This is a genomic window from Spirosoma horti, assembly GCF_054776595.1.
Genome location: NZ_BAAHBQ010000005.1, coordinates 676,538 through 699,281, shown reverse-complemented (window position 1 = coordinate 699,281; position 22,744 = coordinate 676,538). Strand labels below are relative to the sequence as shown.

Sequence of the window (22,744 nt, the reverse complement as noted above, 5' to 3'; positions counted from 1 at the left end):
ATACCACGCGTATAAAGATAACTTCTGCCTGACTGGATGGTTAACTTTTCATGCAACAATCAACGTCGGACCGTCAGCGGGCTAGCCTGGAAGTGCCTTTGGCCGACTTTCAGCACCAAATCCAGCAGCTTCTGAACCAGGAGGAGCATTCGCCACCGGGTTCGTTCCTGTCCCGTTTGGCGCTGATTCACCAGGTCGCCAAAGCCTGCGTGGCAGCCGAAATCGGTGGCTTGGATGCTGGCGCGTCTGAAATCGAAGTTGACGAAATTACGGATCCACCTATGTACGAGGTAGGCCCTGAGAATGGCGTTGTGATTATCCAGTACAGTTATGTAAAATCTGGCCAGAATCAGACGTATTAGGTGCTAATCATGGAATTGGCTGTAAGTTACCGAGTCTGATCCGAATGGCCTGTACAGACATGTTCGGCATCCGGGCATCTATTTGCTGGCTGAGCGAAACTCAGACCCGTAGCGAGCCACGAAACCCTCTGGCAGCGTAGTACGATTCGGCACCGTTGTGATACACAAAGATACGGCCGAAGCGGAAATCAGCAAAGATGGCCCCGCCAAGTCGTCTAACATCATCGGGTGTTTTCAGCCAGCTCGATGTTTTCGTATCGAAAGTTCCAAGTGCCTGTAGTTCCCGGTATTGTTCTTCCGTCAGCAGGTCGATCCCCATGTCGGCTGCCATTTCAACGGCGCTATTTTCCGGCTTATTGGCTTTCCTGGACTCCAGCGCTTCATGATCGTAACACATACTTCGGCGGCCCTTAGGACTTTCTGCGGCACAATCATAAAAAATGTATTCGTCCGTCTTTTGATCATAACCAACAATATCCGGTTCACCACCCGTATGTTCCATCTGATGGAGCGCCCTTACTTTCGCTTCATTCGCTTCCAATTTTGTTTGTACGCTGAGCCACATAAGCCCTTTGTGACGGTTCATGTTTTTTTCAAACCGAGCCTTTAACAAGGCGATCAGCTCTTGCTGTTCTTCGAGTGACAGTTCCATTTTCAGGTGTTTAGTGATTAATTAGCGAATTTGCGTTTCATTATCATGGTTCATTTCTTTTATCGAAAAACGCCTGTAACCGGTTGTGGGCCATACTCAACCCTTGTGCGAAGGGTAACCGCAACATCTGGTCTCTGAGCGCGACCGATCGATACACGATGTGCATGCGGAGACGACTGGTTTTATCCGTCAGTTTTTCAAATTCCAGAAATTCAAGTTGAGCCGGAAATCGGACTCCTGAAGCAGGCGTGTTCTCCATTTCAAATGTCCGGGTGATGTTTTGGTTTGGGCTGAAGTCGTGGATGACCCCATGGAAGTTATGTTTGTTTCCTTTAGGATCGGTTGTTTCAAAGTGCCAGCTTCCATGTTTTCTGTTGTCCAGTTTCAGCACTTTTGTCCCCATCCACTGCTCCACGATGTCAGGCTCTACATAGGCTTTGAAGAGTAAGTCCACGGGCAAATCGAATTCCCGGATAATGACTAACTCCTGTTTACCCTCTTCGGCATGAACCCTTGTTTTTAGCTCCATAGTCGTCTAGTCGTTGGCCTGTTGTTTCATGATTGCTTCCAGTTTGTTAAACTTTTCATCCCACATCTGGCGGAAGGGTTCGATGAAATCAGCTATTTGCTTCATGTTCCGGGCGTGTAAATGATAATAAATTTCCCGGCCCTGTTGCTCCTGTTCGAGCAATTCGCACTCGGTGAGTATGTGCAGGTGCTTTGAGATAGTCGGTCTGGCAGAGTCAAAGTTGGCGGCTATTGCGCCGGCGGTCATGGATTGGGAAGCGACCAACAGGAGAATAGCCCGTCGGGTAGGGTCGGCGATGGCCTGGAATACATCTCGTCTTAAATTCATCGCGTAGTCATTTGACTACAAATATACATGTAGCTAAATGACTACGCAAATTTTCAGCGCCTTACAACGAACTTACTTGAAATTAGTCACTACGCCTGCCGAGCCGGTTAATGACTACCAGCCTTAGCCGCTTCCATGCGCCCACTTTCTGTGACCTAGGGAACAGAGCAAGAAAAAAGGGCTCGATCTTCGAGCCCTAGTCTATTTACCGAAAATAGCCTAAACGAACATTTTATCCGCTCAGGTAACCAGCTTCTACCTACTACCAGCCTCCGGGTTTAGGTGTTGTTTCAGGGCTTTATATCTTTCAGCATCAACTGCAGGGTGGTGTTCCCGTTGTAATGATTCTGCTCGACCTGATAACAAATAGCAAACGGCTGACCGGGCCGGAGTTGATCGGCCATGTGAGCAAAGCCGAACCCAATGGCCGTTAAGGTCTGCCCGCTCCTACCCTGGCGAACGTTTATTTTGAGGTGTTTTTCTTTCATAATGATCGGTTCACTAACCAGATAAACATCCTCCGTCATAAACGTGGGCTGTAAATTATGAGGCCCAAATGGACCCATTTGCCGCACGATCCGGTACAGTTTATCGCTGATCTCACTAAAATCCAGCGGCAAATCAATATCAATTAGTGGCGTCAGGTGCTCCTCTTTGATGGTGCGCGCAACAACTTCTTCAAATTTTTTCCGAAAGGCTTCAATGTTACTCACCGACATGGTCATACCAGCCGCGAAGGTGTGACCGCCAAATTGCTCCAGCAAATCGGAACATTCTTCAATAGCTTCGTACACGTCGAAACCCGGCACCGACCGGGCCGACCCGGCCGCCTTGTCGTTCGATTGGGTGAGTATAATGGTTGGCCGGTGAAAGTGCTCGATGCAGCGGGAGGCCACAATGCCAATCACCCCTTTGTGCCAGGTAGCATCAAAAAGCACGGTACTTTTAGCCTGTGTCAGTAGTTCATTTTCGCGGATCATGGCCAGCGCCTGTTCCGTAATATTGCTGTCAAATTCGCGTCGGCTGTTGTTGTGTTTATTGATCGCCATTGCGAACTCGTCCGCTTCCTCTTCCGATTCGGCCAACAGAAGCTGCACGGCCGCTTTGGCGTGCTGAATCCGGCCAGCGGCATTGATCCGCGGCCCAAGTCCAAATACCAGATTGGTGATGTCCAGTTCCCGCGAGAAACCGGCTATTTTGATCAACGCCTTCAGCCCCGTGCGAGGATCTGAGTTCAGTTGTTTCAAGCCATAATACGCCAGCACCCGGTTTTCGCCAGTGACTGGTACAATGTCCGACGCAATGCTGACTGCCACCAGATCCAGGCATGGGTAGAGCTGGCTCAAGTCAATTTCTTTGTGCAGGCAAAACGCATGAAGCAGTTTAAAGCCAACACCACAGCCACTCAGTTCTTTATATGGATAAGCGCAATCGTCCCGTTTAGGATCCAGCACAGCGGCTGCGTCGGGCAGTTCATCGCCCGGACGGTGGTGGTCACAAATAATAAAATCGACCCCGAGCGCCTTTGCTTCGGCGACCCGCTCAACCGACTTGATGCCACAGTCCAGGGCAATAATTAACGAAAATCCATTCTCGGCCGCCCATTGTACACCCTGCTGCGAAATCCCATAGCCCTCCTTGTAGCGGTCCGGAATATAATAATCGATGGCCGTGTGATAGTTTTTCAGGAAGCCGTATACGAGCGCCACAGATGTCGTCCCATCCACGTCATAATCGCCATAGATCAGGATTTTCTCCTGCCGTTCGGGCAGCATCGCCATTTGCAGGCGTGTGATAGCCCGATCCATGTCCTTCATTTCGAACGGGTTATGCAAATGACCTATTTCAGGACGAAAGAACATCCGTGCTTCTTCGTAGGTTTGCACACCTCGTTGTACCAACAGAGCCGCCAGAAACGGACTAACGCCAAGCGAATTGGTTAATGTCTGTAGTACGCCCTGCTGCTCCACCGAATCAGGGAAGGGTTTGGTGATCCAGCGTTTTACAGGAAGTGGCGATTGGGCTATCATAATTGCAAGATAAATCCGTTTTTAGAAAAACTCTCTATTTATGCTCCATTTGCTTTCTCTTTTTGCCCTGCTAGCATCCAGGCCAGCACCGACGGCTCCCCCCGCGAAAACCAGCTTAACCATTGAGGTCCATAATGTTCGTACGCTCAATGGCGCTGTATACGTTGCCCTCTTCCGGCCTGGAAAAGATTTTCCCGAAGGCAAACCGATCGAAGGCAAAAAAGTGGATGCTACTCATGAACGGGTCCATACGAGCTTCACGGTTGAACCAGGTGAATATGCGATAGCCGTTTATCATGACGAAAACGGAAATGGAAAAATGGACAAACGCATGTTTGGTATCCCTAAAGAACCATACGGATTCAGTAACAATTTCCGACCTAAATTATCGGCGCCCAAGTTCAGTGACTGCGAATTTAGTGTGGGCGATAGCGGCAAAACCGTTCGGATCGAGCTCAATTAGCCATTGCCAGCCACCCGGTCATAGCACCGGACCTGACCTGATTTACACCTGAGATTATCGCCGGAGTTATGGACTCTATCGCGAATCTTAGGTGTAAATTATAGAATTGGTATGAATCCTGCAGGAAAGGCTGGGCGGTTCCGTTTTTTTTTGTAATTTTATCCGGCAAATAACATCACTTGTCTATTTGCTATGAGCTTAGATACCAGTAAGTTTCTTTACGAGGCTCTCACCTACGACGACGTACTGCTCCTGCCTGCCTATTCGGAGGTACTCCCACGCGATACGCAAACCGTCACCCAACTCACCCGCAACATCCAGCTAAACGTTCCCCTGATCTCGGCGGCTATGGATACCGTTACCGAATCAGCGTTGGCGATTGCGATGGCGCAGGAAGGCGGCATCGGTATTATTCACAAAAACATGAGCATCGAGGCTCAGGCCGATCAGGTCCGGAAAGTAAAACGCTCCGAGAGTGGGATGATCATTGACCCCATCACCCTCCTCGAAACAGCTACGCTTGCCGATGCGCTGAAGATCATGCGTGAGTTTAAAATCGGTGGCATTCCGGTTGTGGATGAGAACAATAAACTGGTTGGTATCCTCACCAACCGCGATCTACGATTCCAGAGCGACCTGTCGCAACCCGTTACGGGTATTATGACGCGTGAGAATCTCATTACGGCACGGGAAGGCCTGACGCTCGAAGAAGCGGAGAGCATTTTGCAGCAGTACCGGATTGAAAAACTCCCGATCGTCAACAACGATTATCATCTGGTTGGGCTGATTACCTACAAAGATATTCTCAAGAAAAAGAGTCACCCCAACGCCTGTAAAGACGAATTGGGGCGGTTACGTGTCGGGGCAGCCGTTGGTGTTACGCCCGATCTGACCCGGCGCATCGAAGCCCTTGTCAAAGCAGGTGTCGACGTAATTAGTGTCGATACCGCCCACGGCCACTCCAAAGGTGTTCTGGATGCCGTCCGGAGCATCAAACAGCAGTTTCCAAAGTTACAAGTGATGGCCGGTAACGTGGCAACGGGTGAAGGCGCGAAAGCCCTGGCCGATGCCGGTGCCGACGCCGTGAAAGTAGGTGTAGGACCGGGCAGTATTTGTACCACCCGGATCATTGCCGGTATTGGCATGCCTCAGTTAACGGCTGTCTATGAAGCTGCCAAAGCACTACAGGGTACGGGTGTTCCTATTATTGCCGATGGAGGAATCCGTTTCTCAGGTGATATTACGAAAGCGCTTGCCGGTGGTGCCAGTACGGTCATGATCGGTTCGGTTCTGGCCGGTACCGAAGAGGCTCCCGGCGAAGTGGTCCTATATGAAGGCCGTCGGTTCAAGACGTACCGGGGTATGGGTTCTGTAGAAGCGATGGAAGATGGTTCAAAAGACCGCTATTTCCAGGACGCCGAAGATGACATCAAAAAACTGGTACCGGAAGGTATCGTTGGCCGGGTACCAATCAAAGGCAAAGTATCTGAGATTGTGTATCAGATGGTGGGTGGCCTGAAAGCTGGTATGGGCTACTGCGGTGCCATCGACATTCCAACGCTTCAGCAAGCTAAATTCGTGAAAATCACCACGGCTGGTGCACGCGAAAGTCACCCGCACGATATCTCGATTCAAAAAGAAGCCCCGAATTATTCGGTAAGGTAGAAAGAACGATGTAGGGTATAGGATGTATGGAGCAATTTCATACATCCTACACTGACTTTACGTCAGCAAGCAACCTGCTGAGCCGGTTATGAAGGCTGTTGAGCCGGGTCGAGATAAAACACAGCACTGTTGGTGCCATGTGTGGTCAGGTTCACCTCGCGAATACCAATGCGGTAACTCTCAACCGCAAATTCGAGCGCATCCTGCTTCATCTGGTAGAACGTAGAGGGCGTCAGTAAGACAAGCAGATTTCCCCGTTGAACGACTTTCTCTACATGGTAGTGGCCACAAACCACCGTTACATGACACGGTAAATCGCGCACAACCTCAAGAAACTCTTCACTTTGCTGAAAAGCATATTTGCGATCCATGAATGCGACATCAGCGGGCAACGGCGGATGGTGCATGAAAATCACCACATTTGTATCGCGCAAGGCCAGCATGAACTCCCGAAGCCAGTCCCACTGATTATCCGAAAAAAAACCTTTCGACGAATCTAAAAACAGAGCCGGGCGCCCTTCAAGCGGCAATGCGTAATAGAGCTCGCCCGTATGTAGATCGTGCCGCTTGTTGAATACACTCGCCAGCAGAAGGGGGTCATCGTGATTGCCGGAAATAATGTAGTTCGGAAAGGGGAGCTTGTCGATTTGCGTCCTCACCCACTCATACGTTTCCTGGTTGCCAGCCGTATCACAAATATCTCCGCCAAGCACTAGGCAATTCGGCTTCAGTTCAGCCAGGTAGTCCAGCGCCGTCAAAAAGTTTTGCCGGACATCCACGTTCTGTACGAGGTCACCGTCAGCACCCAGGTGCAAATCAGTTAGGAAAGCAATGCGCATGATTCAGGAGGTATGATTAGGTCTTGTTGTACGATATGGGCGATATGGCGTGTATAATGCGACGAATATAAACTACATACTATATCCTACACAATACATCTTTCGTTGTCATACATCTTTCTTGGCTTCATTCCAGTACACGTCCATTTCGGCCAGCGTCATCTCGCTCAGCGATTTTCCATTGGCCCGGGCCTGCTGTTCAATGTATTGAAAACGCCTGATGAATTTTTTGTTTGTCCGTTCGAGGGCCGTTTCGGGGTTTATATCGATAAAGCGGGCGTAGTTGACGAGTGAAAAAAGCAGATCACCAAACTCTGCTTCGGCTCGTTGCTGGTCGATAACGGCCTGTGTATCTGCATTGAATTCGGCTTTAAATTCCTGCATTTCTTCCTCTACTTTCTGCCAGACCTGTTCTTTTTCGTCCCAGTCAAAACCAGCCCCACGAGCCTTTTCCTGAATACGCATTGCTTTCACCAGAGCGGGCAATGAACCCGGAACCCCGCCAAGTACCGACTTATTTCCTTCTTTGAGTTTAAGCTGCTCCCAGTTCGCTTTCACCTGCTCCTCCGTTTCGGCAACGACCTTACTCCCAGTTGCGTCTGCATAAATATGTGGATGGCGGCTGATGAGTTTATCGCAGACACCATTCAGAACATCAGCCATATCGAACTGGCCGGTTTCGGAGGCAATTTTGGCGTAGAAAACCAGGTGTAACTGAATATCACCCAGCTCTTTGCGAATCTCGGGCAAATCATTTTCCAGAATAGCATCCGAAAGCTCGTAGGTTTCTTCGATGGTGAGGTGGCGCAGACTATCCAGCGTCTGTTTGCGATCCCAGGGGCATTGCTCGCGCAACTCATCCATGATGGTCAGGAGCCGGTCAAACGCCATCAGTTGTTCCTGACGGCGGGGAGTCATTTCAGTAAACGTCATACGGTAAAGATAACGGAAAAACGAGGAATGGGCGAACAGAAAATGGCATAACGAGTCCCTACGGGCAACAAGTCGGCTAGCGCATGGGCCGTAGGAAATTCTAACGGAAGATTAGCCACCTTACCGTATGTCCGACATACAGAATTCCATTAATAAATTCTGTCTGAGTCGATGAACCTGAGCAAACGAAGCCTCGTCAAAACCGCCTGGTTCCGTAAGCAAATGGAATCGATTCTCAGCCGCTGAAAATATTTATCCCTTTCGGCTTGACACGGATTTGATTAATGCACTTACTTTGCAAAACAAAGTACTTTACATATGCACATCCCAGCTATATCTCCTTATCCTTCCGGCATGATTTCCCCACGCGATGCCCGCTCTGGCAAAGGCACACGGGCGCTGGCATTACTGACGTTTATTGGGCTTAGTTTAGTGACAACACGGGGTTTATTAACGGGCAACTGGTGGTTTTTCATCATGCTGACCTGGAACCTGTTTCTGGCCTGGTTTCCGCTGGGTGTCGTCCTGATGTTGCGCGACTTACGGCAGTCCGGCTTTCGAAATAAATGGTTACTGGTAGGCGGTCTGGCAGGTTGGCTGGCCTTTTTACCCAATGCCCCTTACATCATTACCGACCTCTTTCACATTAAAAATATCGACCAGCCATTACTCTGGTTTGACACCATGACGCTGTTCGTCTTCGCGTTGACGGGCTTGCTAATCGGGTTATATTCCATCCTCATCGTTCACCGGATGCTTCGGCCAATGGCAGGTACTTTATCAACCTGGTCACTGATCTTCAGCAGTCAGATTCTGTCAGGCTTCGGTATTTACCTGGGCCGCATTGGCCGGTGGAATAGCTGGGATGTGCTGACCAGTCCGACCGCGTTGACAATGGCCATTGCCCGTGCCTACCATGACCACCTGAGCATAAAACTGACCATTGCTTACGGATTTGTTCTGTTCCTGATGTACGTTGCTTTCTACTGGTATATCGAACATGAAAAGGAATCCGACCGGAGTCATTAACCCGAGGAAATTGCTGATGCTGGCAGGTATAAACCCAATCACATCAGGCGTCGGCCAACTGGTAAATAGAAAGCCTGTTTTTTTCGCATTAGATTTGCCAGATGATTGATTTCCCTAAAGTACTGCGCAGTTTTCGGTTTGCGGGGCAGGGCATTCTGGATTTGTTCCGGTTCGAGAACAACGCCAAAGTGCATTTACTGGTGGCTATTCTGGTTGTCGGGGCTGGGTTTGTATTGAGCCTTAGCCCGGTAGAATGGACTATCATCCTCACCCAGATCGGGCTTGTTTGGGCGGCAGAAGCGTTCAATACGGCTATCGAGAAACTGTGCGATTTTGTATCGCCGGGTTTACATCCGCAAATCAAAGCCATTAAAGATCTCTCGTCCGGTGCAGTCCTTATTCTGACTATTGTAGCCATATTGGTAGGGCTCATCATTCTTGGCGGCCATATATTGGCCTTACTTTATCCATAAAACAGACACTCATTTTACACGTTTACACGTTCAACCGTTTACTCTTTACTCATGCACGAATCGCGCGAACATCTACAAACCCTGACGGAAATTCGTAGCCTGATGGAGCGTTCTTCTAAGTTCCTGTCATTAAGCGGCTTGTCGGGTGTTTCGGCAGGAATGATCGCTCTCGTGGGGGCTCTTATCGTCTCGGCACGCCTACAAACAGGTCTATTTACGGCGCTTCGTCACGATTATTCCGATGCGTATTATACCCACATGAATCGTCAGGAAGTCAGGGAGTTTCTGGTAATTGTTGCCCTGGCCGTATTGGCACTGGCCTTATTATCAGGGAGTTATTTCACGGTCCGAAAAGCCAGACGCCAGGGTCAAACCGTTTGGAACACCTCGTCGCAGCGATTAGTGTGGGCCATGCTGGTTCCACTGGCCACTGGTGGTGTGTTTTGCCTGGCGCTGTTGCAGTACAACTTAATCTGGCTGGCTTTTCCCGTAACGCTCATCTTTTATGGCCTGGCGCTGCTGAATGGCAGTAAATACACCCTCCGTGATGTAGAATCGCTGGCCTACTGCGAAATCGGACTGGGCTTGTTATCACTGTTTTGGCCGGGCTACAACCTGCTGACCTGGGCCCTTGGGTTTGGCGTTTTGCATATTGTGTATGGCCTGGCCATGTATATTAAATACGAACGAACCACTGAATGAAGAACGACCTGCTGGCTCAATTCAATAAAGCCTTTGAAAGCAAAGCGCGGCTGAGCATCATGTCGGTATTGATGGTCAATGAGTTCTTGAGTTTCAACGCGCTCAAAGAGTTGCTCGGCCTGACCGATGGCAATCTGGCCACTCACCTACGTGCGCTGGAAGAAGCCGGTTACGTGGCGGTGCAAAAGCAATTTATTGGGCGTAAACCAAATACGACATATTCGGCCACCGATGCAGGGCAACAAGCCTTTTCGGATCACCTGACCGCGCTGGAAGAATTTATTAAAAATATATAGAGACTCCAAAAATCGGTTTCAACCAAGCATATCCGTAACCCATAGCTACTTTTTGTAGTCAACGGCTCTTTCATGCCAATTTTTATTTATCATTTCACTTTGAAAAACAAAGTACTTTCATGAAAATCAGTACTGAAAAATCGCTCTCGCAACTCGAAATCCTCTCCTCGCAGGAAGTTGATAGTAGCTATCCTCCTACCCCAAGGTCCCGTTTGCTGGCCCCTTTCGGGGATTCGATCTTCAGCCTCGGCCTTTTGTTACTAGCTATTTCATCCGCCACGTTCTTACTTTATGAGCTATGGAGCGAGCCCGGAGGCACAGGCAATGGCAATCTTGCCTTCGTTATGGTTCACTACGGAATGGCAGTCGCGTTTACGCTGGCTTTGGAATTTAATGGGTTTTTGAAAGTGCGGGGACCTCATCATGCCCAGGGCCGACCTACCCGATGGCTGGGCTTGCTGCTTTGGCTGATCAGTGCGTACGCCTTAAATCGGGAATTGCCCGTTTTCCAGCAATCGACGGCCTGGTTATGCGGGGTTCTGGTCATCGTTGGCGCAGCGATGGCGGTGTATGCCTGGAAAGATTCGTTGCCCGTCCGGGCACAGCAAATTCAGTATGCGGTGCTGGCCGTTGGCTGGTGGCTGTTTGCGTATATGGCGCTCTACATGGCTCATTTGTACCTTATCAGCGTGCCAATGCTCATTGGTCTGGGGCTATCGGCTCACACGTTTGTGCCCCTTACATTCGCTATTGTTCTCGGAAAACGGCTTTGGCAGGATGCCAAACAGGAAGAACACCTTCGGCTCGGCATTAGTGTTGGGCTCGCCGTTCCGGCATTCGTGATTGGTTTTTTTCTAGTTGGCTGGATCAGCGATCTTAGCCGTATTGAACAAACACAGCAGGAAGCCACAACCCGAAAAACGAGTGATTTGCCTGATTGGGTGCTCATTGCCCAACAATTAAAATCCAGTCATACATGGCCGGGCCAGGCTTGGTTCGATTGGGTTACTAACCGGTTATTGTTAAGCAACCGCGTATACAATCGAGGCCGTTTCTTCGACGGTAACGGCTGGGGGCTTAATGGCCTAACGAGCCTGGACGATGCGAGGCAGCATGATCCGCTGGTTGTCATAGCGTCCCAGCTTTTCCCGGCCGACATGCTCTCAGCAGCCGATCAGTTATCCTTGCTGAAAGTCATATCGGCCGATCGGCACAGTTCTGAAGAGAAATTCTGGACGGGCCGCCATTTAGCCATCAAAGATGTTGTCTCGCAGGTGCGTATTTGGCCGGAATTCCGACTAAGCTATACAGAGCAGACCGTACGGATTCGGAACCAGGCACGCCATACAACGGAAGAAGCTTTGTTAACGTTTCATTTACCGGCCGGCTCGGTCGTATCGTCTATGTCGCTGTGGATCAATGGTATAGAAGAACCCGCCCGACTAACGACTGTCGCGAAAGCCGACACAGCTTACCGAACTATTGTTGGGGTAGAGTCACGAGATCCATCCGTAGTGTATTGGCGGGAAGGTAACCGGGTAACGGTGCGCGTGTTTCCCTGCCGGGCGGGTGATGATCGACGGGTGAAAGTGGGTATTACATCCCCCTTGCAACTAGTCGACAACCAACTGGTCTATCAAAACCCTTATTTCGACGGTCCTAAAGCAGGTTCAGCAACGGAGCTGGTAAGCGTTGCCTTTGCTTCTGCACCCAACGAGCTAAAAACGCCCTGGCTGTTTACGAACCTAAACGAGAACACGCTTACGCATCGGGGCAGCTACCAACCCGATTGGCAGTTGCATTTTGAGGCTCCTCCGCTCTCGGCCAACGCATTCATACTCAACGGGAGCGGATATCGAGTAGAACCATACAAACCCACAAATGAGCCTTTTAGCCCAGCAGATGTCTACATTGACCTCAATGCCTCCTGGCAGAAAAATCAATTCACAACGGCCTTCTGGAGCGCAACCCGAAAGAACTCGTGTCGCGTCTGGGTATTCGATGATGGCTTAAAACAACTCACGCCCGAAAACCTCGACGCTACGTACGAGCGACTGACTCGGCAGTCGTTCAGTCTATTTCCAATTTATCGAATTGTGAACCCAGCAACAGCGCTGTTGATCACCAAAGGCACGCCTATTTCGCCCATCCTGACCGATTTAAAAGGAAGCCATTATGCCCGTAATTTTAATCTGTTAACAAAGCAGACAGCGCCTATTCGGACCTTTTGCTACAAGTCCGAATCCGGCGCCCGCGAATTACCAGCGTACCTGAAAACACTGACCGAACTCCAGGTGCTGAACGTAGTGCATGGCACAAGTTGCGACTTAATTAACCTTCTTGACAAGAGAAAGCAGTTTCCACGCTTACCGGATACCGATGAACGAATCGTACTGGCTGAAGCAGGCATTGCCATTCAGAAAATGCCTGCCAACACCCAAAAAGCATCCGTAGCCCCTGACCATCTTGCCCGCTTATTCACCTATAATCAACTACTTCGCCACGTTGGCCGTCATTATTTTACGAAGAACTACCAAAATGACACCCTGCTTCAGGAGGCCCAACTGGCCCATGTTGTCTCGCCCCTGTCGAGTTTGGTTGTACTCGAAACGGTAAAAGATTACGATCGGTTTGGCATAAAGAAAGACATGACGGGGCTCGATAATGCCACGTTAAAAGAAGAAGGGGCCGTACCAGAACCTCATGAGTGGGCATTGCTGGCTATGGCGTTAGGTGTATTCGGGTGGTTGCTCTGGACGAAGCGCTATGCTCACGCTTGATGTAACGACGCTGCTTTCGGTTGGTCTGCTTCTTTTTGCAGGCTGGCCCGGCAACCCTGGCCGAAGCCGATGGACAGGGCGTTTACTCGTTCTCATCCTCCTTTCGCCGGGGTTACGCTACTTTTCAGCGTTGTTCAGTTTTCCCATTCGACTGCAGCTTAGTCGCTGGTCGGGCTACCTGCTTCGGCTGGCGGGATTTTCGGTACGGACTGAAGGTAATGTGATACTAAAAGATGGCGTTGAGATGGCTGTTGATCCTGCCTGTATGGGGCTTCAACTCACAGGCGTCTCGTTATTGCTGGGTTTATTTTTCCTTATCTGGCAGGAGCGTCAGACACAAAAGTCCATCTCCTTCGGATGGGTTATCAGCTATGCTGTCTTTGTGTTCGGGCTGGCTATTTTTTGTAACATGTTCCGCATTATGGCATTAGTCGCTTTCGGTAGTTTGCCTGGCACAGCATCGCACGAAGGCATAGGCCTGGTTTGTGTGGCTGTGTATGCCTGGCTCCCGGCCTGGTTAATGGCGCACTGGCTCCTCAATCGGTTTGGCCACCCCTTATCAGAACAGCAACCAACCATGCCCAAACAGCGCTTTAACTGGGGGTGGCAGCCTATCTGGGGTACAGCCGTGCTGATGTTTGGCGTGGGGATCTTATTTATGGCCTCGCGCTCCAAAGATCCAGCTGTTAATCGTTGCCAGCGGCTACAGACCTTACCTATTGGCTGGCAGAAGTACGGTGCCGACTGTTTGTGTAAAACATTGTCAAACGGGATTGTACAACTGTCAAAACCCGGCGTTCTAATTTATCTGAAGCCCCAACCCGACTGGTTTAGTGCTGACCATAGCCCCATGGCTTGCTGGCGAGGTAGCGGTTATGAACTCCGGCGCGTTCGCGAAACAACACTCGATGGACACCCGGCTTATGTGGGTGAGTTAAGCCGGAAAGGGAAACGCCTTTACTCAGCCTGGTGGTTCAGCAATGGGAAAACAAGCACCGTGAGCCAGTTGGCTTTGCGTAAACAAATGCTTCTGAATGAAGGTGGTTTTTTTCTGGTCAATGTGACATTGGCAAAACCAACGGCTAGCTTTGGGACAGATGCCCTCAACCCCTTCGGTAACTGATCTACGGTGCTTCTTTCGCGTTCTTTTACTCGTATAGCGTTCGTCGTTCAGCTAAATTGGGGATTGACAGCCCCGCTATTCTATGTATTCTTTCCCGAATAAATCAACCACCCGATCGCCTGGCTTCATGGTCCTGACCTATCTACTGAATTACGATGATTGAAACGCGCTCTTAAAGCTTAAAAAAAGTAGCTCATAGCTAGGGTACTCGTTCCAGAAACACCAGTAAGCCTTTCTTTAAGGTCATGACTTTTTTTTATTTATATCAATCATTAGCCAATTTTAGTTTGCATTATATGTATTTAATAAATTTATAATATACCTTTCAGTTAGTAACTTTCGTTACAATCAGTTTATGTTTGTACAATCTCGATTAATCTGTATTGAAATTACACCTTGATTAGCCACATTTATAGAATAAGGCAATTCCGACTGCAAGACAAATAGGCGGAATTAAGGCAATCTTTGCATAGGTTGCCCTGGTTTCTGCCTGACAGCGACATGACGACATTAACACCTAAAAAAGAATCCGTACGGTTAGATGCTCTGGCCAGCTACAACATTCTGGATACACTGCCTGAACAGGAATACGATGCAATTACCCAGATTGCGTCTCATATCTGCCAGACGCCCATTTCTATGATTGGGTTACTGGACGATCATCGGCAGTGGTATAAGTCAGCGCATGGATTAGCTTTGTCGCAAGCCGTACGCCAGGATACGTTCTGCAACTACGCCATCGACCAACCAGATCACCTGATGATTGTTACCGATGCCCGTCTCGACGAACGGTTCAGCGCCAATCCATCCGTCACAGGCGAAAATGGTATTCTTTTTTACGCGGGTATGCCTCTGGTCGATGGGGAAGGACAGGCACTGGGAACCTTATGTGTACTTGACTATAAACCCCGACAACTGTCAGCCCAGCAAGAGGCAACCCTGAAAGCCCTGGCCCGTCAGGTGGTCTCGTTACTGCAACTGCGCCGAAGCCAGCTGCAACTCGCCCAGGCCAGTCAGACGCTAAAAACCCTAAATGGGGAGTTACATCGGACGAATCAGACGCTTCAAACCATTGTCGACAATTGCCCTGCCGGGCTGGCACTCTGGGAAGCCGTCTGGAAACAAGGTCGTATTGTGGATTTTAAGTACGTTTTCACCAATGCAAAGAATGCCGCCTTCGCGGGTTTGCCGATCGAGCAGATGACCGGTCATTCGTTAAAATCACTATTCCCAAGCGTAATAGAAAATGGTTTTTTCGAGCGATTATTGACCGTCAGCCAAACGAAGCAACCGCAGCAATATCAACAAGTATATACATCTGAGCAACGAACAGTCTGGGGCGAGTTTACACTGACGCCCTGTGGCGATGGCATTTTGTTTTCTGTTCAGGATATTACGCAACTGAAAAAGACAGAACAGGAATTAAAGATTCATACCGATAACCTGACGCAGTTGGTTTCTGAGCGAACAACCGAAATCTACCAGCTATCGGCCCTACAGAAAGCAATTCTTGAACACGCTGGTGTCGCCATTATTTCAACCGATACCGAGGGAGTCATTCAGACGGTTAATCCAGCCGCTGAAAAACTAGCGGGTTATCGTGCCGACGAGCTCATTGGGAAACATAATCCCATTATATTCCATGATCCTGTCGATCTGGAAAATAAGGCAAAAAAACTGGCTGATCAACTTGGCAAACCCATAGAACCAACATTTAGCCTATTCAAACAATTGGCGGATAACCAAGCCGATAACTATACGATATATAGCCGTGATGGCCACCGTACGCCGGTGGTGCTTACCCGGACGGCGCTGCGTGATGAATCCGGAGTAATAACTGGTTACGTAGGTATGGCTACGGATATTACGGCTCAGAAACGAATTGAGTTCTTACTGCAGCAGTCGCTCGAAAGAGAACAGGAGTTAAATAAGTTGAAATCGAAATTCGTCACTACGGCCTCCCATGAGTTTCGCACGCCACTCGCCACCATACAATCCAGTGTCGAGTTGGTGAAGCTCTATCTGGAGCAGCCCAGAGAAACGGCCCAGCCTGTCATTCGACAGCATTTAGCGAGTATCGAAAACCAGATTCTCAATGTGAGCGATATGTTGTCCGATATGTTGAACGTGGCCAGGATCGAAGCCGGTAAAATTGATTATACCCCTGAGCTGATTCATGTTGGCGAACTGATTCACAATGTGATCCATACCCACTTTGCCGAACGACAAGATAAACGGACAGTCCGGGTAACGGTTAACGGGCAGCCGCGGCTGGCTCCTCTGGATAAGAAACTGATGACTCACGTACTGGCCAACCTACTTTCCAACGCGTTTAAGTTCTCAACCGAGAATCCTGAATTACACGTCGATTTCGAGCAGAAGCAGCTCGTCTTAACCGTTGCCGACAAAGGCATTGGTATTCCAGCCAGCGAACTTCCCCAATTATTTAATACCTTTTTTCGAGCCAGCAACGCCGTCACCATCCAGGGCTCAGGGTTAGGGTTAGTCATTGCCCGCCAGTTTGTCGAATTTCATGGGGGAAATCTAACGATTGACAGCGAAGAAAACCAGGGCACGCAATGTACCATTATACTGCCCTATCAGTCCCCCATTAACACTTGAACTAACTACGCCAAAGCACTATCCTACGCCATGCAAAAACTGCTATTGATTGAAGATGAAACACTTATCCGTGAAAATCTAGCCGAATTACTAACATTGAATGGGTTTACGGTGTATGTAGCTTCCAATGGTAAAGAAGGTGTTGTACAGGCTATGCAGCAGCAACCAGACCTGATCCTGTGCGATATTATGATGCCCGAAATGGACGGCTTTCAAACACTTGAAGTCATTCGCGCCAATCCGTTGTTGAACCATACCCCCTTTTTGTTCCTCAGTGCCAAGGCCGACATGACGGACACCCGCAAAGGAATGGCGCTGGGAGCCGACGATTACCTGACGAAGCCGTTCACAATGGACACCCTGCTGATCGCCATTCGGGCGCGGCTCCAGCGTGAAGCGCAACGAAAAGCGAATACGCAGACACTTCTGCAGGAGCAGCTTAGGTCTATGACAAACCTCTCGACCCACGAATACAATACGCCCCTGACAGGGATATTGGGGTTTACTACCTTACTGATTGATTATTACGGAGAGTTTAGCCGCGCCGAAAATTTGTCGATGCTGGACATGATTAAAGTTAATTGCCTACGTCTGAAACGATCCCTGGACAATAATCGATTGATTACCAGGCTACAGACCGTCGACACTTCGGACATGGCCTACAGCTTTTTCAGTACTGGCCATGCTGACGTTACGGTCGATGTGCTCAATAAGCATCTACTTTCGGCAGGCTACCGTCAAAATCGACAAATCCCGTGTCAGCTTGAGGTGGAGAGTGCGCACCTGCTGATTTCGGATGAAAACCTGGCGATCATTCTTGAGGAACTAACGGATAATGCCGTAAAGTTCTCTGCCGACGATCAATCTATTTACATAACTGGGCGGCTAAAGCCAGCTTATTATGAGTTGACCTTTCTCAATCATGGGCAGCCTTTTCATCAGGACGACATTAAACAGACAGCGCCCTACCGGCAGTTCGACCGGCCCAGATATGAACAGCAGGGCTTTGGGTTAGGCCTCGCCATTACAAACAAGTTGCTGGCCTTCAATAAAGGAACTCTCCACATTGAGAGCATAGCCCCGGGCACAACGCAGGTGGTGGTTCAGTTTCCAGTATAGTCGTTCGTTCCGGTGGCCCGGTCTGCTACAATTTCCCGTTTCGGTTCATAACAAAGCCGATGGCTGCAGCCATCGGCTTTGTTATGAACCGAAACTAGAGTAAGCTTACTTCACCGTAAAATCCGAATCTTTCAGGCCTTTATTGAGCTTTACATTGTCGATGGTCATGTTCATCGGGCCACGGGGCGACTGCTGCTGGATCGTCATAGGAAATTTGATGCCGTTTACGACTTTATAATCTGAGTAGACCATTGTCGTCTTCATCTCTTCGCCTTTCTGCGATTTATTCGTCATCGTGGATTGCACTTTGAGCCCCGTCGTTGCATCGAAATTATCCGTCCATGTAACCGACCCATCGGCGGTTGTATGGCTAAGTTTGTAGGTATCTTTATTATCTACTTTTTCGGGGCCAACCATTGTCGTTTTGACCCCATTTTCGGCGTAGTGTAACTCGGGAAAGATGGTGTTGGTAGCGGTCATCTGCTGAGCGGCCGTTCCCTCAAGGGTACGACTTCCCTGCATGCCTCCCATAGCCACCTTCGAGCCATCGCCAGTTTGCCTCATCACTTCCATACCGTTGGCGTTGATAACCATCGAAAACTTATTGGGCAATTTCTGTTTCCGCGTGATCATGATCGCCCCCATCTGCCCTTCACTGGACATGCTGGTGGTCATATCGGTCACTTTCATCAGGGCATCTTTGCCCCCAATGGCCGCAATGTATTTATCGATTACCTCATCGGCGGTTGGCGTTATTTGCGCCATAACCGACTGGCCGAATACGGCGATCATGCCAATAACTAATACTAGCTTTTTCATACTTTTTCAGCAAATGTGTCTAGTCAAAGATACTGTATAGTCCCTAAAACAGCAATAGGTTGGGTGAATGCAGTCATTGCTCAGGAAAGGAGCGCAAACTGGGCTAAAAACACCAAAGCTCCGGCGACATAGCCAATCAGGGCGAGCCAGCTTATCTTACGCAGATACCAACCAAACGCCAGTTTTTCCATTCCCATAACGGCTACACCAGCCGCCGAGCCAATCAGTAACAGACTTCCGCCTGTACCGGCGCAATAGGCCAGAAACGTCCACAATTTATTATCTACAGCATAAGTTTGTAGATCATACATGCCCATAGCCGCGGCTACAATGGGCACATTGTCGACCACGGCCGAGGCAACACCAATAAGCAGGACGATACTATCCAGATCCCCGACGGCCTGGCTCAATGAGCCGGCCAGCGATCGCAATACTTGTGTCGACTCCAGCGCGCCAACGGCCAGCAAAATGCCGAGGAAGAAAAGAATACTGGGTGTGTCGATCCGGCTTAAGGCATAAGATGCCGTAAACTTCTTTCGCTCAGCTTCGTCTTTATCACTGTGTATAACCTCGGAGGCTACCCAGATAAAACCAAGTACCAGCATCATACCCATATAGGGTGGCAAATGAGTAATTGTCTTAAAAATAGGTACAAACAGCATACCACCCAACCCGATGGCCAGCATGATTCGGCGGTCGCGTCGAGACATGGGCGTTACGTAGGGACGACTTATTCCTGATTTCGCCGTTACTGCTTTTTCTTCAGATTTGGATTTATAAAATCGAGTCAGTACAATTAACGGCACCAATAAGGAAACAAGGCTGGGTAACAACACCATACGGATAATATGAGTCGTTGTAATTTGGCCGCCAATCCAGAGCATGGTGGTCGTAACATCGCCAATAGGCGACCAGGCGCCACCGGCATTAGCCGCCAGAATGATCATACCCGCCATCACGCGCCGGTCTTCGGTGTTCCGGATCAGTTTACGAGCTACCGACACCATAACAATGGAGGTTGTGAGGTTATCCAGCAAAGCCGATAAGAAAAAGGCGAGCAGGCTCACGATCCAGAATAACGTGCGAATATTGCGGCTGGCAATCCGGTCAGTAATGAGCGTAAACCCGTCGTGCACATCAATTAATTCGACAACCGTCATGGCCCCCATCAGGAAAAACAGAATCTCAGCCGTATCCGTCAGGTGGTGCTCCAGCTGATGCCCGACGGCTTCAGCATCAGTTGCCATAAGCGCATAAACGGCCCAGCATAAGATGCCGGTAATGAGCGCAGTAGCCGTTTTATTAATTTTAATGGAATGTTCCAGTGTAATCAGCAGATAACCGATTACAAACAGAACTGTGAGTATACTTGTCATAATGAGCCATTTTGCCCTCGTCGTTGTTAGCCACTTATGAACCCGTTCGCATCTATGTTCGTCATTCACCTTGCTTCACTTGGTCCCGATGGGATGGCCCTGTTTCCGTTTATTCTGGTTAAGCAGCCAAATCCAGGGCCTGTTCTCCTCAACCACGAACGAATTCATTTGCGCCAGCAGGCCGAGTTGGGTATTGTCTTGTTCTACGTCTGGTATGTCTTTGAATACCTCATTCGTCGGCTGCAATACCGTCAGCATTATCTGGCCTACCGGAACATTAGCTTTGAGCGGGAAGCCTTTACCAACGAACAGAATTTAATGTACTTGAAGTCGCGACGATGGTGGACTTTCTGGCAATACATGAGGGAATGATGAATGATTTACAAAAAATAATTTATCATTCTCTTAGATCATTACCTCACCTTTCTGCTTCCCATTATGCCCGCCATAACAACCAGATAGAGCAACACCACGACCAGGAGTGGTATGCCTTCCCGGAACCCCTGCAATCGTAAGTCTTCGGGAATGTTTAGATAAAGTAAGATCGTAATCAGACCTCGCGGAGCTACCCACAGCAAAGCGCCTGATGTGCCCCAGTAAGTCAGTCGGAGCGTTACCCAGCGCCAACCAATAATGATGAGGACAAACAAGGCACTCACAATCAGCGCGTCGACATCAACTAATTCACGGGGAATAGCTGCGTAGCCTAAAATGAGGTAAAAGAACGTACGCACCACAAACGAACCTTCAGCCGTCAGGTTTTTGAGTTGGTCCAATTCCTTCTCGAAAAGATCATTCTTGAGAATCAGGCTGAGCCGTCCGCGAATGAATAATTCGGTATTGTTGAGGAACAAGCCGAAAATAAGAATGAGCAGCAGAGACGACAGGTGGTTGATCTCGGCCAGTGCGTAGACCAGAAAAAGAACCGATATGATGGGCAGAAATTTGATTCGGTGGTTGATGCGGCCAATCAGATAGAGCAGCAGAAAGCAGCAGATCAGGGAAATAATGGCCATAATAAACGTATCCTGGGCGAAGAGCCATACGGCGCTCAAGACCGAATCCCGGCTCAGCAGCAGGAAATTATAGGCCATGATCCCCAGAATACTGGCAAAGGCCGATTCATAAACAGCATATTCGCGCTGCCCGCCCAACAGCTGGTCTACCCGCTGAACCGTAACGGTGCTGCTGATGATCGAAAAGGGCAGCGCGGCAATCAGGCAATGGTAGAAGGAATCGTTCAGCAGCAGGTAGAGCATACCCGCCATGAGCAACGTTCCGCCAACGATGGCGAGCAACGAAGCCAGCAACGTCCGACGTAATACGCTCAACCGATCCGTATGAAGCTCCAGATCGAGTCCCCCTTCCAGGACAATCAGAATGAGCCCCAGCGTACCCAGCGTTGGCAGAATGGCATTGACATACGGCACCTGAACATCGAAATACTGCGTCGCCTGCCTGGTCAGCATACCCAGCAGGAGCAGTAACAAAACAGAGGGCGTTTTGAACCGACTGCTGAACAAGTCGAAGCCATAGGAAATCAATACCGATAAACTCAGGACGATAATCAGAATTGATGAATCCATTCGGCAAAATAAATCACGTATACATAGCTGGCGAAACGACCAATTCCGGCATCCATTTCCTTACAATAACAGGGTAAACCCTACTTTCTGGCGTAGTAATATAGGTTTACGGATGAAGCACTCGCCCGTTCGCTAATGGTAAAAAAGCCTTTTGCATCTTTGTCGAAGCAGATAGCTTCTCCCTGCGGCTCCAGGCGGGTGGCCAATGAGCGCCGGGTGCCATACTGGAGTGCATCAGGAATGCTCTGGCTGCCATCACGCTTCCAGTAAAACACCGTGGTGTATGTCCTGATCAGAATTTCTTTCCCATCGGGTGAGATGGCCGCTCCCGTTACATAGTTGGCCAGACCGCCCCCAAACGAGGGTAATTCGCCATAATCAGTGGCTGTAATCAGGTCGCTGGTGCTTTGCGGATAGGACAGTCCATAAAGGTGCACTTTTTCCTCCCGCTTCGAGATCACATAAATATCTTTCGTTTGTGGGTCAACGAACATGGCTTCAGCATCACGGGGCCCCTGCGGATACCGAAAATTGATGCGGTCAATCGAGGTGATCGGAGACTGCAAAGAAGCGGGCTCAGGCAGTCGATAAATCTGGACGGTTTGATATTGGGCGTTGTTATCTCCTATCTCGCCAATGTATAGATAATTTACGCCATCCTTAGGTCCTGGGCCCGAAGACAGTTCTTCCCAGTCGCGGTTGGTAATGGTCGGTATCGCTATTTTACCTCTTACGGTTCCGTTATAGTCCAGCAACGCCAGTTCGGCGGGGCTGCCACTGTCCTGCTCAATCCAAAGCGCACCGGGCTGGCTACGGCTATCCACCATACCCGACGCTTCGTCGATTTGACCGGGTGTCACGGGGGCAACGGTCGGATCAGATGCAAAATTAGCATCATAAACACTGGGTACGCTGAGTTTGCACGCAGCCGCGGCCATCCCTAAAAACAGCAAAATGAAATTACGCATGAAGACTTCCGGTTGATTCAAGTGCCAAAGTAACGAATTGAAAGGCGAAAA

General features: G+C 49.5%; 22 protein-coding genes. 12 read left to right on the top strand and 10 right to left on the bottom strand.

The annotated features are described in order from the left end of the window. The first annotated feature begins 50 nt into the window (after positions 1-50). On the top strand, positions 51-362 hold the full coding sequence (locus tag ACYVAM_RS18010) for a hypothetical protein (RefSeq protein WP_461069460.1): 312 nt from the start codon (positions 51-53) through the stop codon (positions 360-362). Positions 363-462: 100 nt separating this feature from the next. On the opposite strand, the gene ACYVAM_RS18005 is transcribed toward ACYVAM_RS18010, so the two are convergent. From ACYVAM_RS18005 to recJ, 4 genes are all read right to left on the bottom strand, one after another. Then, a complete protein-coding gene (locus tag ACYVAM_RS18005; RefSeq protein ID WP_461069458.1) occupies positions 463-1,014 on the bottom strand; it encodes a DUF4256 domain-containing protein in 552 nt (183 codons plus the stop codon). A gap of 43 nt (positions 1,015-1,057) precedes the next feature. Next, positions 1,058-1,543, bottom strand: a complete 486-nt coding sequence (locus ACYVAM_RS18000) for an SRPBCC domain-containing protein (RefSeq protein ID WP_461069456.1) — start codon at positions 1,541-1,543, stop codon at positions 1,058-1,060. Between the two features lie 6 nt (positions 1,544-1,549). Beyond that, a complete protein-coding gene (locus ACYVAM_RS17995) occupies positions 1,550-1,870 on the bottom strand; it encodes a metalloregulator ArsR/SmtB family transcription factor (RefSeq protein WP_461069454.1) in 321 nt (106 codons plus the stop codon). Between the two features lie 290 nt (positions 1,871-2,160). After that, on the bottom strand, positions 2,161-3,900 hold the full coding sequence (recJ, locus tag ACYVAM_RS17990; protein ID WP_461069452.1) for a single-stranded-DNA-specific exonuclease RecJ: 1,740 nt from the start codon (positions 3,898-3,900) through the stop codon (positions 2,161-2,163). A gap of 40 nt (positions 3,901-3,940) precedes the next feature. On the opposite strand from recJ, the gene ACYVAM_RS17985 reads away from it, so the two are divergent. After that, the gene (locus tag ACYVAM_RS17985; protein WP_461069450.1) at positions 3,941-4,363 is read left to right on the top strand and encodes a DUF2141 domain-containing protein; all 423 of its coding nucleotides are present in this window, start codon (positions 3,941-3,943) and stop codon (positions 4,361-4,363) included. A 192-nt stretch (positions 4,364-4,555) separates the two neighbouring features. Then, positions 4,556-6,028, top strand: a complete 1,473-nt coding sequence (gene guaB, locus ACYVAM_RS17980) for an IMP dehydrogenase (RefSeq protein WP_461069448.1) — start codon at positions 4,556-4,558, stop codon at positions 6,026-6,028. Positions 6,029-6,114: 86 nt separating this feature from the next. Here the strand turns inward: guaB and ACYVAM_RS17975 are convergent, their stop codons facing one another. Both ACYVAM_RS17975 and mazG read right to left on the bottom strand, forming a co-directional pair. Continuing rightward, positions 6,115-6,867, bottom strand: a complete 753-nt coding sequence (locus ACYVAM_RS17975; protein WP_461069446.1) for a metallophosphoesterase — start codon at positions 6,865-6,867, stop codon at positions 6,115-6,117. Positions 6,868-6,975: 108 nt separating this feature from the next. After that, positions 6,976-7,800, bottom strand: a complete 825-nt coding sequence (gene mazG, locus ACYVAM_RS17970) for a nucleoside triphosphate pyrophosphohydrolase (RefSeq protein WP_461069444.1) — start codon at positions 7,798-7,800, stop codon at positions 6,976-6,978. Between the two features lie 318 nt (positions 7,801-8,118). Between mazG and ACYVAM_RS17965 the strand changes: the two genes are divergently transcribed. The 8 genes from ACYVAM_RS17965 to ACYVAM_RS17930 all read left to right on the top strand — a co-directional run bounded on the left by ACYVAM_RS17965 (position 8,119) and on the right by ACYVAM_RS17930 (position 17,944). Continuing rightward, positions 8,119-8,829 carry a DUF1361 domain-containing protein gene (locus ACYVAM_RS17965; RefSeq protein ID WP_461069442.1) on the top strand — a complete coding sequence of 237 codons (711 nt, stop codon included), beginning with the start codon at positions 8,119-8,121 and terminating at the stop codon, positions 8,827-8,829. Between the two features lie 101 nt (positions 8,830-8,930). Continuing rightward, entirely contained in the window at positions 8,931-9,302 is a 372-nt protein-coding gene (locus ACYVAM_RS17960; RefSeq protein ID WP_461069440.1) for a diacylglycerol kinase family protein, read from the top strand. 51 nt (positions 9,303-9,353) lie between these two features. After that, on the top strand, positions 9,354-10,004 hold the full coding sequence (locus tag ACYVAM_RS17955; RefSeq protein ID WP_461069438.1) for a hypothetical protein: 651 nt from the start codon (positions 9,354-9,356) through the stop codon (positions 10,002-10,004). Then, complete coding sequence (locus ACYVAM_RS17950; RefSeq protein ID WP_461069436.1) at positions 10,001-10,300, top strand: winged helix-turn-helix domain-containing protein; 300 nt, start codon at positions 10,001-10,003, stop codon at positions 10,298-10,300. Before ACYVAM_RS17955 ends, ACYVAM_RS17950 begins: the two co-directional genes overlap by 4 nt. Before the next feature lie 119 nt (positions 10,301-10,419). Next, the gene (locus ACYVAM_RS17945) at positions 10,420-13,080 is read left to right on the top strand and encodes an XrtN system VIT domain-containing protein (RefSeq protein ID WP_461069434.1); all 2,661 of its coding nucleotides are present in this window, start codon (positions 10,420-10,422) and stop codon (positions 13,078-13,080) included. Continuing rightward, positions 13,067-14,203 carry an exosortase N gene (gene xrtN, locus ACYVAM_RS17940; protein ID WP_461069432.1) on the top strand — a complete coding sequence of 379 codons (1,137 nt, stop codon included), beginning with the start codon at positions 13,067-13,069 and terminating at the stop codon, positions 14,201-14,203. The genes ACYVAM_RS17945 and xrtN overlap by 14 nt, the downstream gene beginning before the upstream one ends. 501 nt (positions 14,204-14,704) lie before the next feature. After that, positions 14,705-16,825: a sensor histidine kinase gene (locus ACYVAM_RS17935; protein WP_461069430.1), complete on the top strand. Its 2,121-nt coding sequence runs from the start codon at positions 14,705-14,707 to the stop codon at positions 16,823-16,825. A 30-nt stretch (positions 16,826-16,855) separates the two neighbouring features. Continuing rightward, entirely contained in the window at positions 16,856-17,944 is a 1,089-nt protein-coding gene (locus tag ACYVAM_RS17930) for a hybrid sensor histidine kinase/response regulator (protein WP_461069428.1), read from the top strand. A gap of 105 nt (positions 17,945-18,049) precedes the next feature. Here the strand turns inward: ACYVAM_RS17930 and ACYVAM_RS17925 are convergent, their stop codons facing one another. Together ACYVAM_RS17925 and nhaD are read right to left on the bottom strand one after the other, a co-directional pair. Further along, entirely contained in the window at positions 18,050-18,763 is a 714-nt protein-coding gene (locus ACYVAM_RS17925; RefSeq protein ID WP_461069426.1) for a hypothetical protein, read from the bottom strand. A gap of 80 nt (positions 18,764-18,843) precedes the next feature. Beyond that, positions 18,844-20,139 (bottom strand): sodium:proton antiporter NhaD, encoded by a 1,296-nt coding sequence (nhaD, locus tag ACYVAM_RS17920; RefSeq protein ID WP_461069424.1) that lies wholly within the window; start codon positions 20,137-20,139, stop codon positions 18,844-18,846. A gap of 36 nt (positions 20,140-20,175) precedes the next feature. Between nhaD and ACYVAM_RS17915 the strand changes: the two genes are divergently transcribed. After that, entirely contained in the window at positions 20,176-20,511 is a 336-nt protein-coding gene (locus ACYVAM_RS17915) for a hypothetical protein (RefSeq protein WP_461069422.1), read from the top strand. 41 nt (positions 20,512-20,552) lie between these two features. On the opposite strand, the gene ACYVAM_RS17910 is transcribed toward ACYVAM_RS17915, so the two are convergent. Both ACYVAM_RS17910 and ACYVAM_RS17905 read right to left on the bottom strand, forming a co-directional pair. Continuing rightward, a complete protein-coding gene (locus ACYVAM_RS17910; protein ID WP_461069420.1) occupies positions 20,553-21,725 on the bottom strand; it encodes a sodium:proton exchanger in 1,173 nt (390 codons plus the stop codon). 80 nt (positions 21,726-21,805) lie between these two features. After that, a complete protein-coding gene (locus tag ACYVAM_RS17905) occupies positions 21,806-22,693 on the bottom strand; it encodes a PE-PGRS family protein (RefSeq protein WP_461069418.1) in 888 nt (295 codons plus the stop codon). Positions 22,694-22,744 lie beyond the last annotated feature (51 nt).

Bases quoted from the DNA above. Each gene is read 5' to 3' on its own strand.
- ACYVAM_RS18010 (WP_461069460.1), top strand. From the start codon at position 51: ATGCAACAATCAACGTCGGACCGTCAGCGGGCTAGCCTGGAAGTGCCT.
- ACYVAM_RS18005 (WP_461069458.1), bottom strand. From the start codon at position 1,014: ATGGAACTGTCACTCGAAGAACAGCAAGAGCTGATCGCCTTGTTAAAG.
- ACYVAM_RS18000 (WP_461069456.1), bottom strand. From the start codon at position 1,543: ATGGAGCTAAAAACAAGGGTTCATGCCGAAGAGGGTAAACAGGAGTTA.
- ACYVAM_RS17995 (WP_461069454.1), bottom strand. From the start codon at position 1,870: ATGAATTTAAGACGAGATGTATTCCAGGCCATCGCCGACCCTACCCGA.
- recJ (WP_461069452.1), bottom strand. From the start codon at position 3,900: ATGATAGCCCAATCGCCACTTCCTGTAAAACGCTGGATCACCAAACCC.
- ACYVAM_RS17985 (WP_461069450.1), top strand. From the start codon at position 3,941: ATGCTCCATTTGCTTTCTCTTTTTGCCCTGCTAGCATCCAGGCCAGCA.
- guaB (WP_461069448.1), top strand. From the start codon at position 4,556: ATGAGCTTAGATACCAGTAAGTTTCTTTACGAGGCTCTCACCTACGAC.
- ACYVAM_RS17975 (WP_461069446.1), bottom strand. From the start codon at position 6,867: ATGCGCATTGCTTTCCTAACTGATTTGCACCTGGGTGCTGACGGTGAC.
- mazG (WP_461069444.1), bottom strand. From the start codon at position 7,800: ATGACGTTTACTGAAATGACTCCCCGCCGTCAGGAACAACTGATGGCG.
- ACYVAM_RS17965 (WP_461069442.1), top strand. From the start codon at position 8,119: ATGCACATCCCAGCTATATCTCCTTATCCTTCCGGCATGATTTCCCCA.
- ACYVAM_RS17960 (WP_461069440.1), top strand. From the start codon at position 8,931: ATGATTGATTTCCCTAAAGTACTGCGCAGTTTTCGGTTTGCGGGGCAG.
- ACYVAM_RS17955 (WP_461069438.1), top strand. From the start codon at position 9,354: ATGCACGAATCGCGCGAACATCTACAAACCCTGACGGAAATTCGTAGC.
- ACYVAM_RS17950 (WP_461069436.1), top strand. From the start codon at position 10,001: ATGAAGAACGACCTGCTGGCTCAATTCAATAAAGCCTTTGAAAGCAAA.
- ACYVAM_RS17945 (WP_461069434.1), top strand. From the start codon at position 10,420: ATGAAAATCAGTACTGAAAAATCGCTCTCGCAACTCGAAATCCTCTCC.
- xrtN (WP_461069432.1), top strand. From the start codon at position 13,067: ATGCTCACGCTTGATGTAACGACGCTGCTTTCGGTTGGTCTGCTTCTT.
- ACYVAM_RS17935 (WP_461069430.1), top strand. From the start codon at position 14,705: ATGACGACATTAACACCTAAAAAAGAATCCGTACGGTTAGATGCTCTG.
- ACYVAM_RS17930 (WP_461069428.1), top strand. From the start codon at position 16,856: ATGCAAAAACTGCTATTGATTGAAGATGAAACACTTATCCGTGAAAAT.
- ACYVAM_RS17925 (WP_461069426.1), bottom strand. From the start codon at position 18,763: ATGAAAAAGCTAGTATTAGTTATTGGCATGATCGCCGTATTCGGCCAG.
- nhaD (WP_461069424.1), bottom strand. From the start codon at position 20,139: ATGACAAGTATACTCACAGTTCTGTTTGTAATCGGTTATCTGCTGATT.
- ACYVAM_RS17915 (WP_461069422.1), top strand. From the start codon at position 20,176: ATGAACCCGTTCGCATCTATGTTCGTCATTCACCTTGCTTCACTTGGT.
- ACYVAM_RS17910 (WP_461069420.1), bottom strand. From the start codon at position 21,725: ATGGATTCATCAATTCTGATTATCGTCCTGAGTTTATCGGTATTGATT.
- ACYVAM_RS17905 (WP_461069418.1), bottom strand. From the start codon at position 22,693: ATGCGTAATTTCATTTTGCTGTTTTTAGGGATGGCCGCGGCTGCGTGC.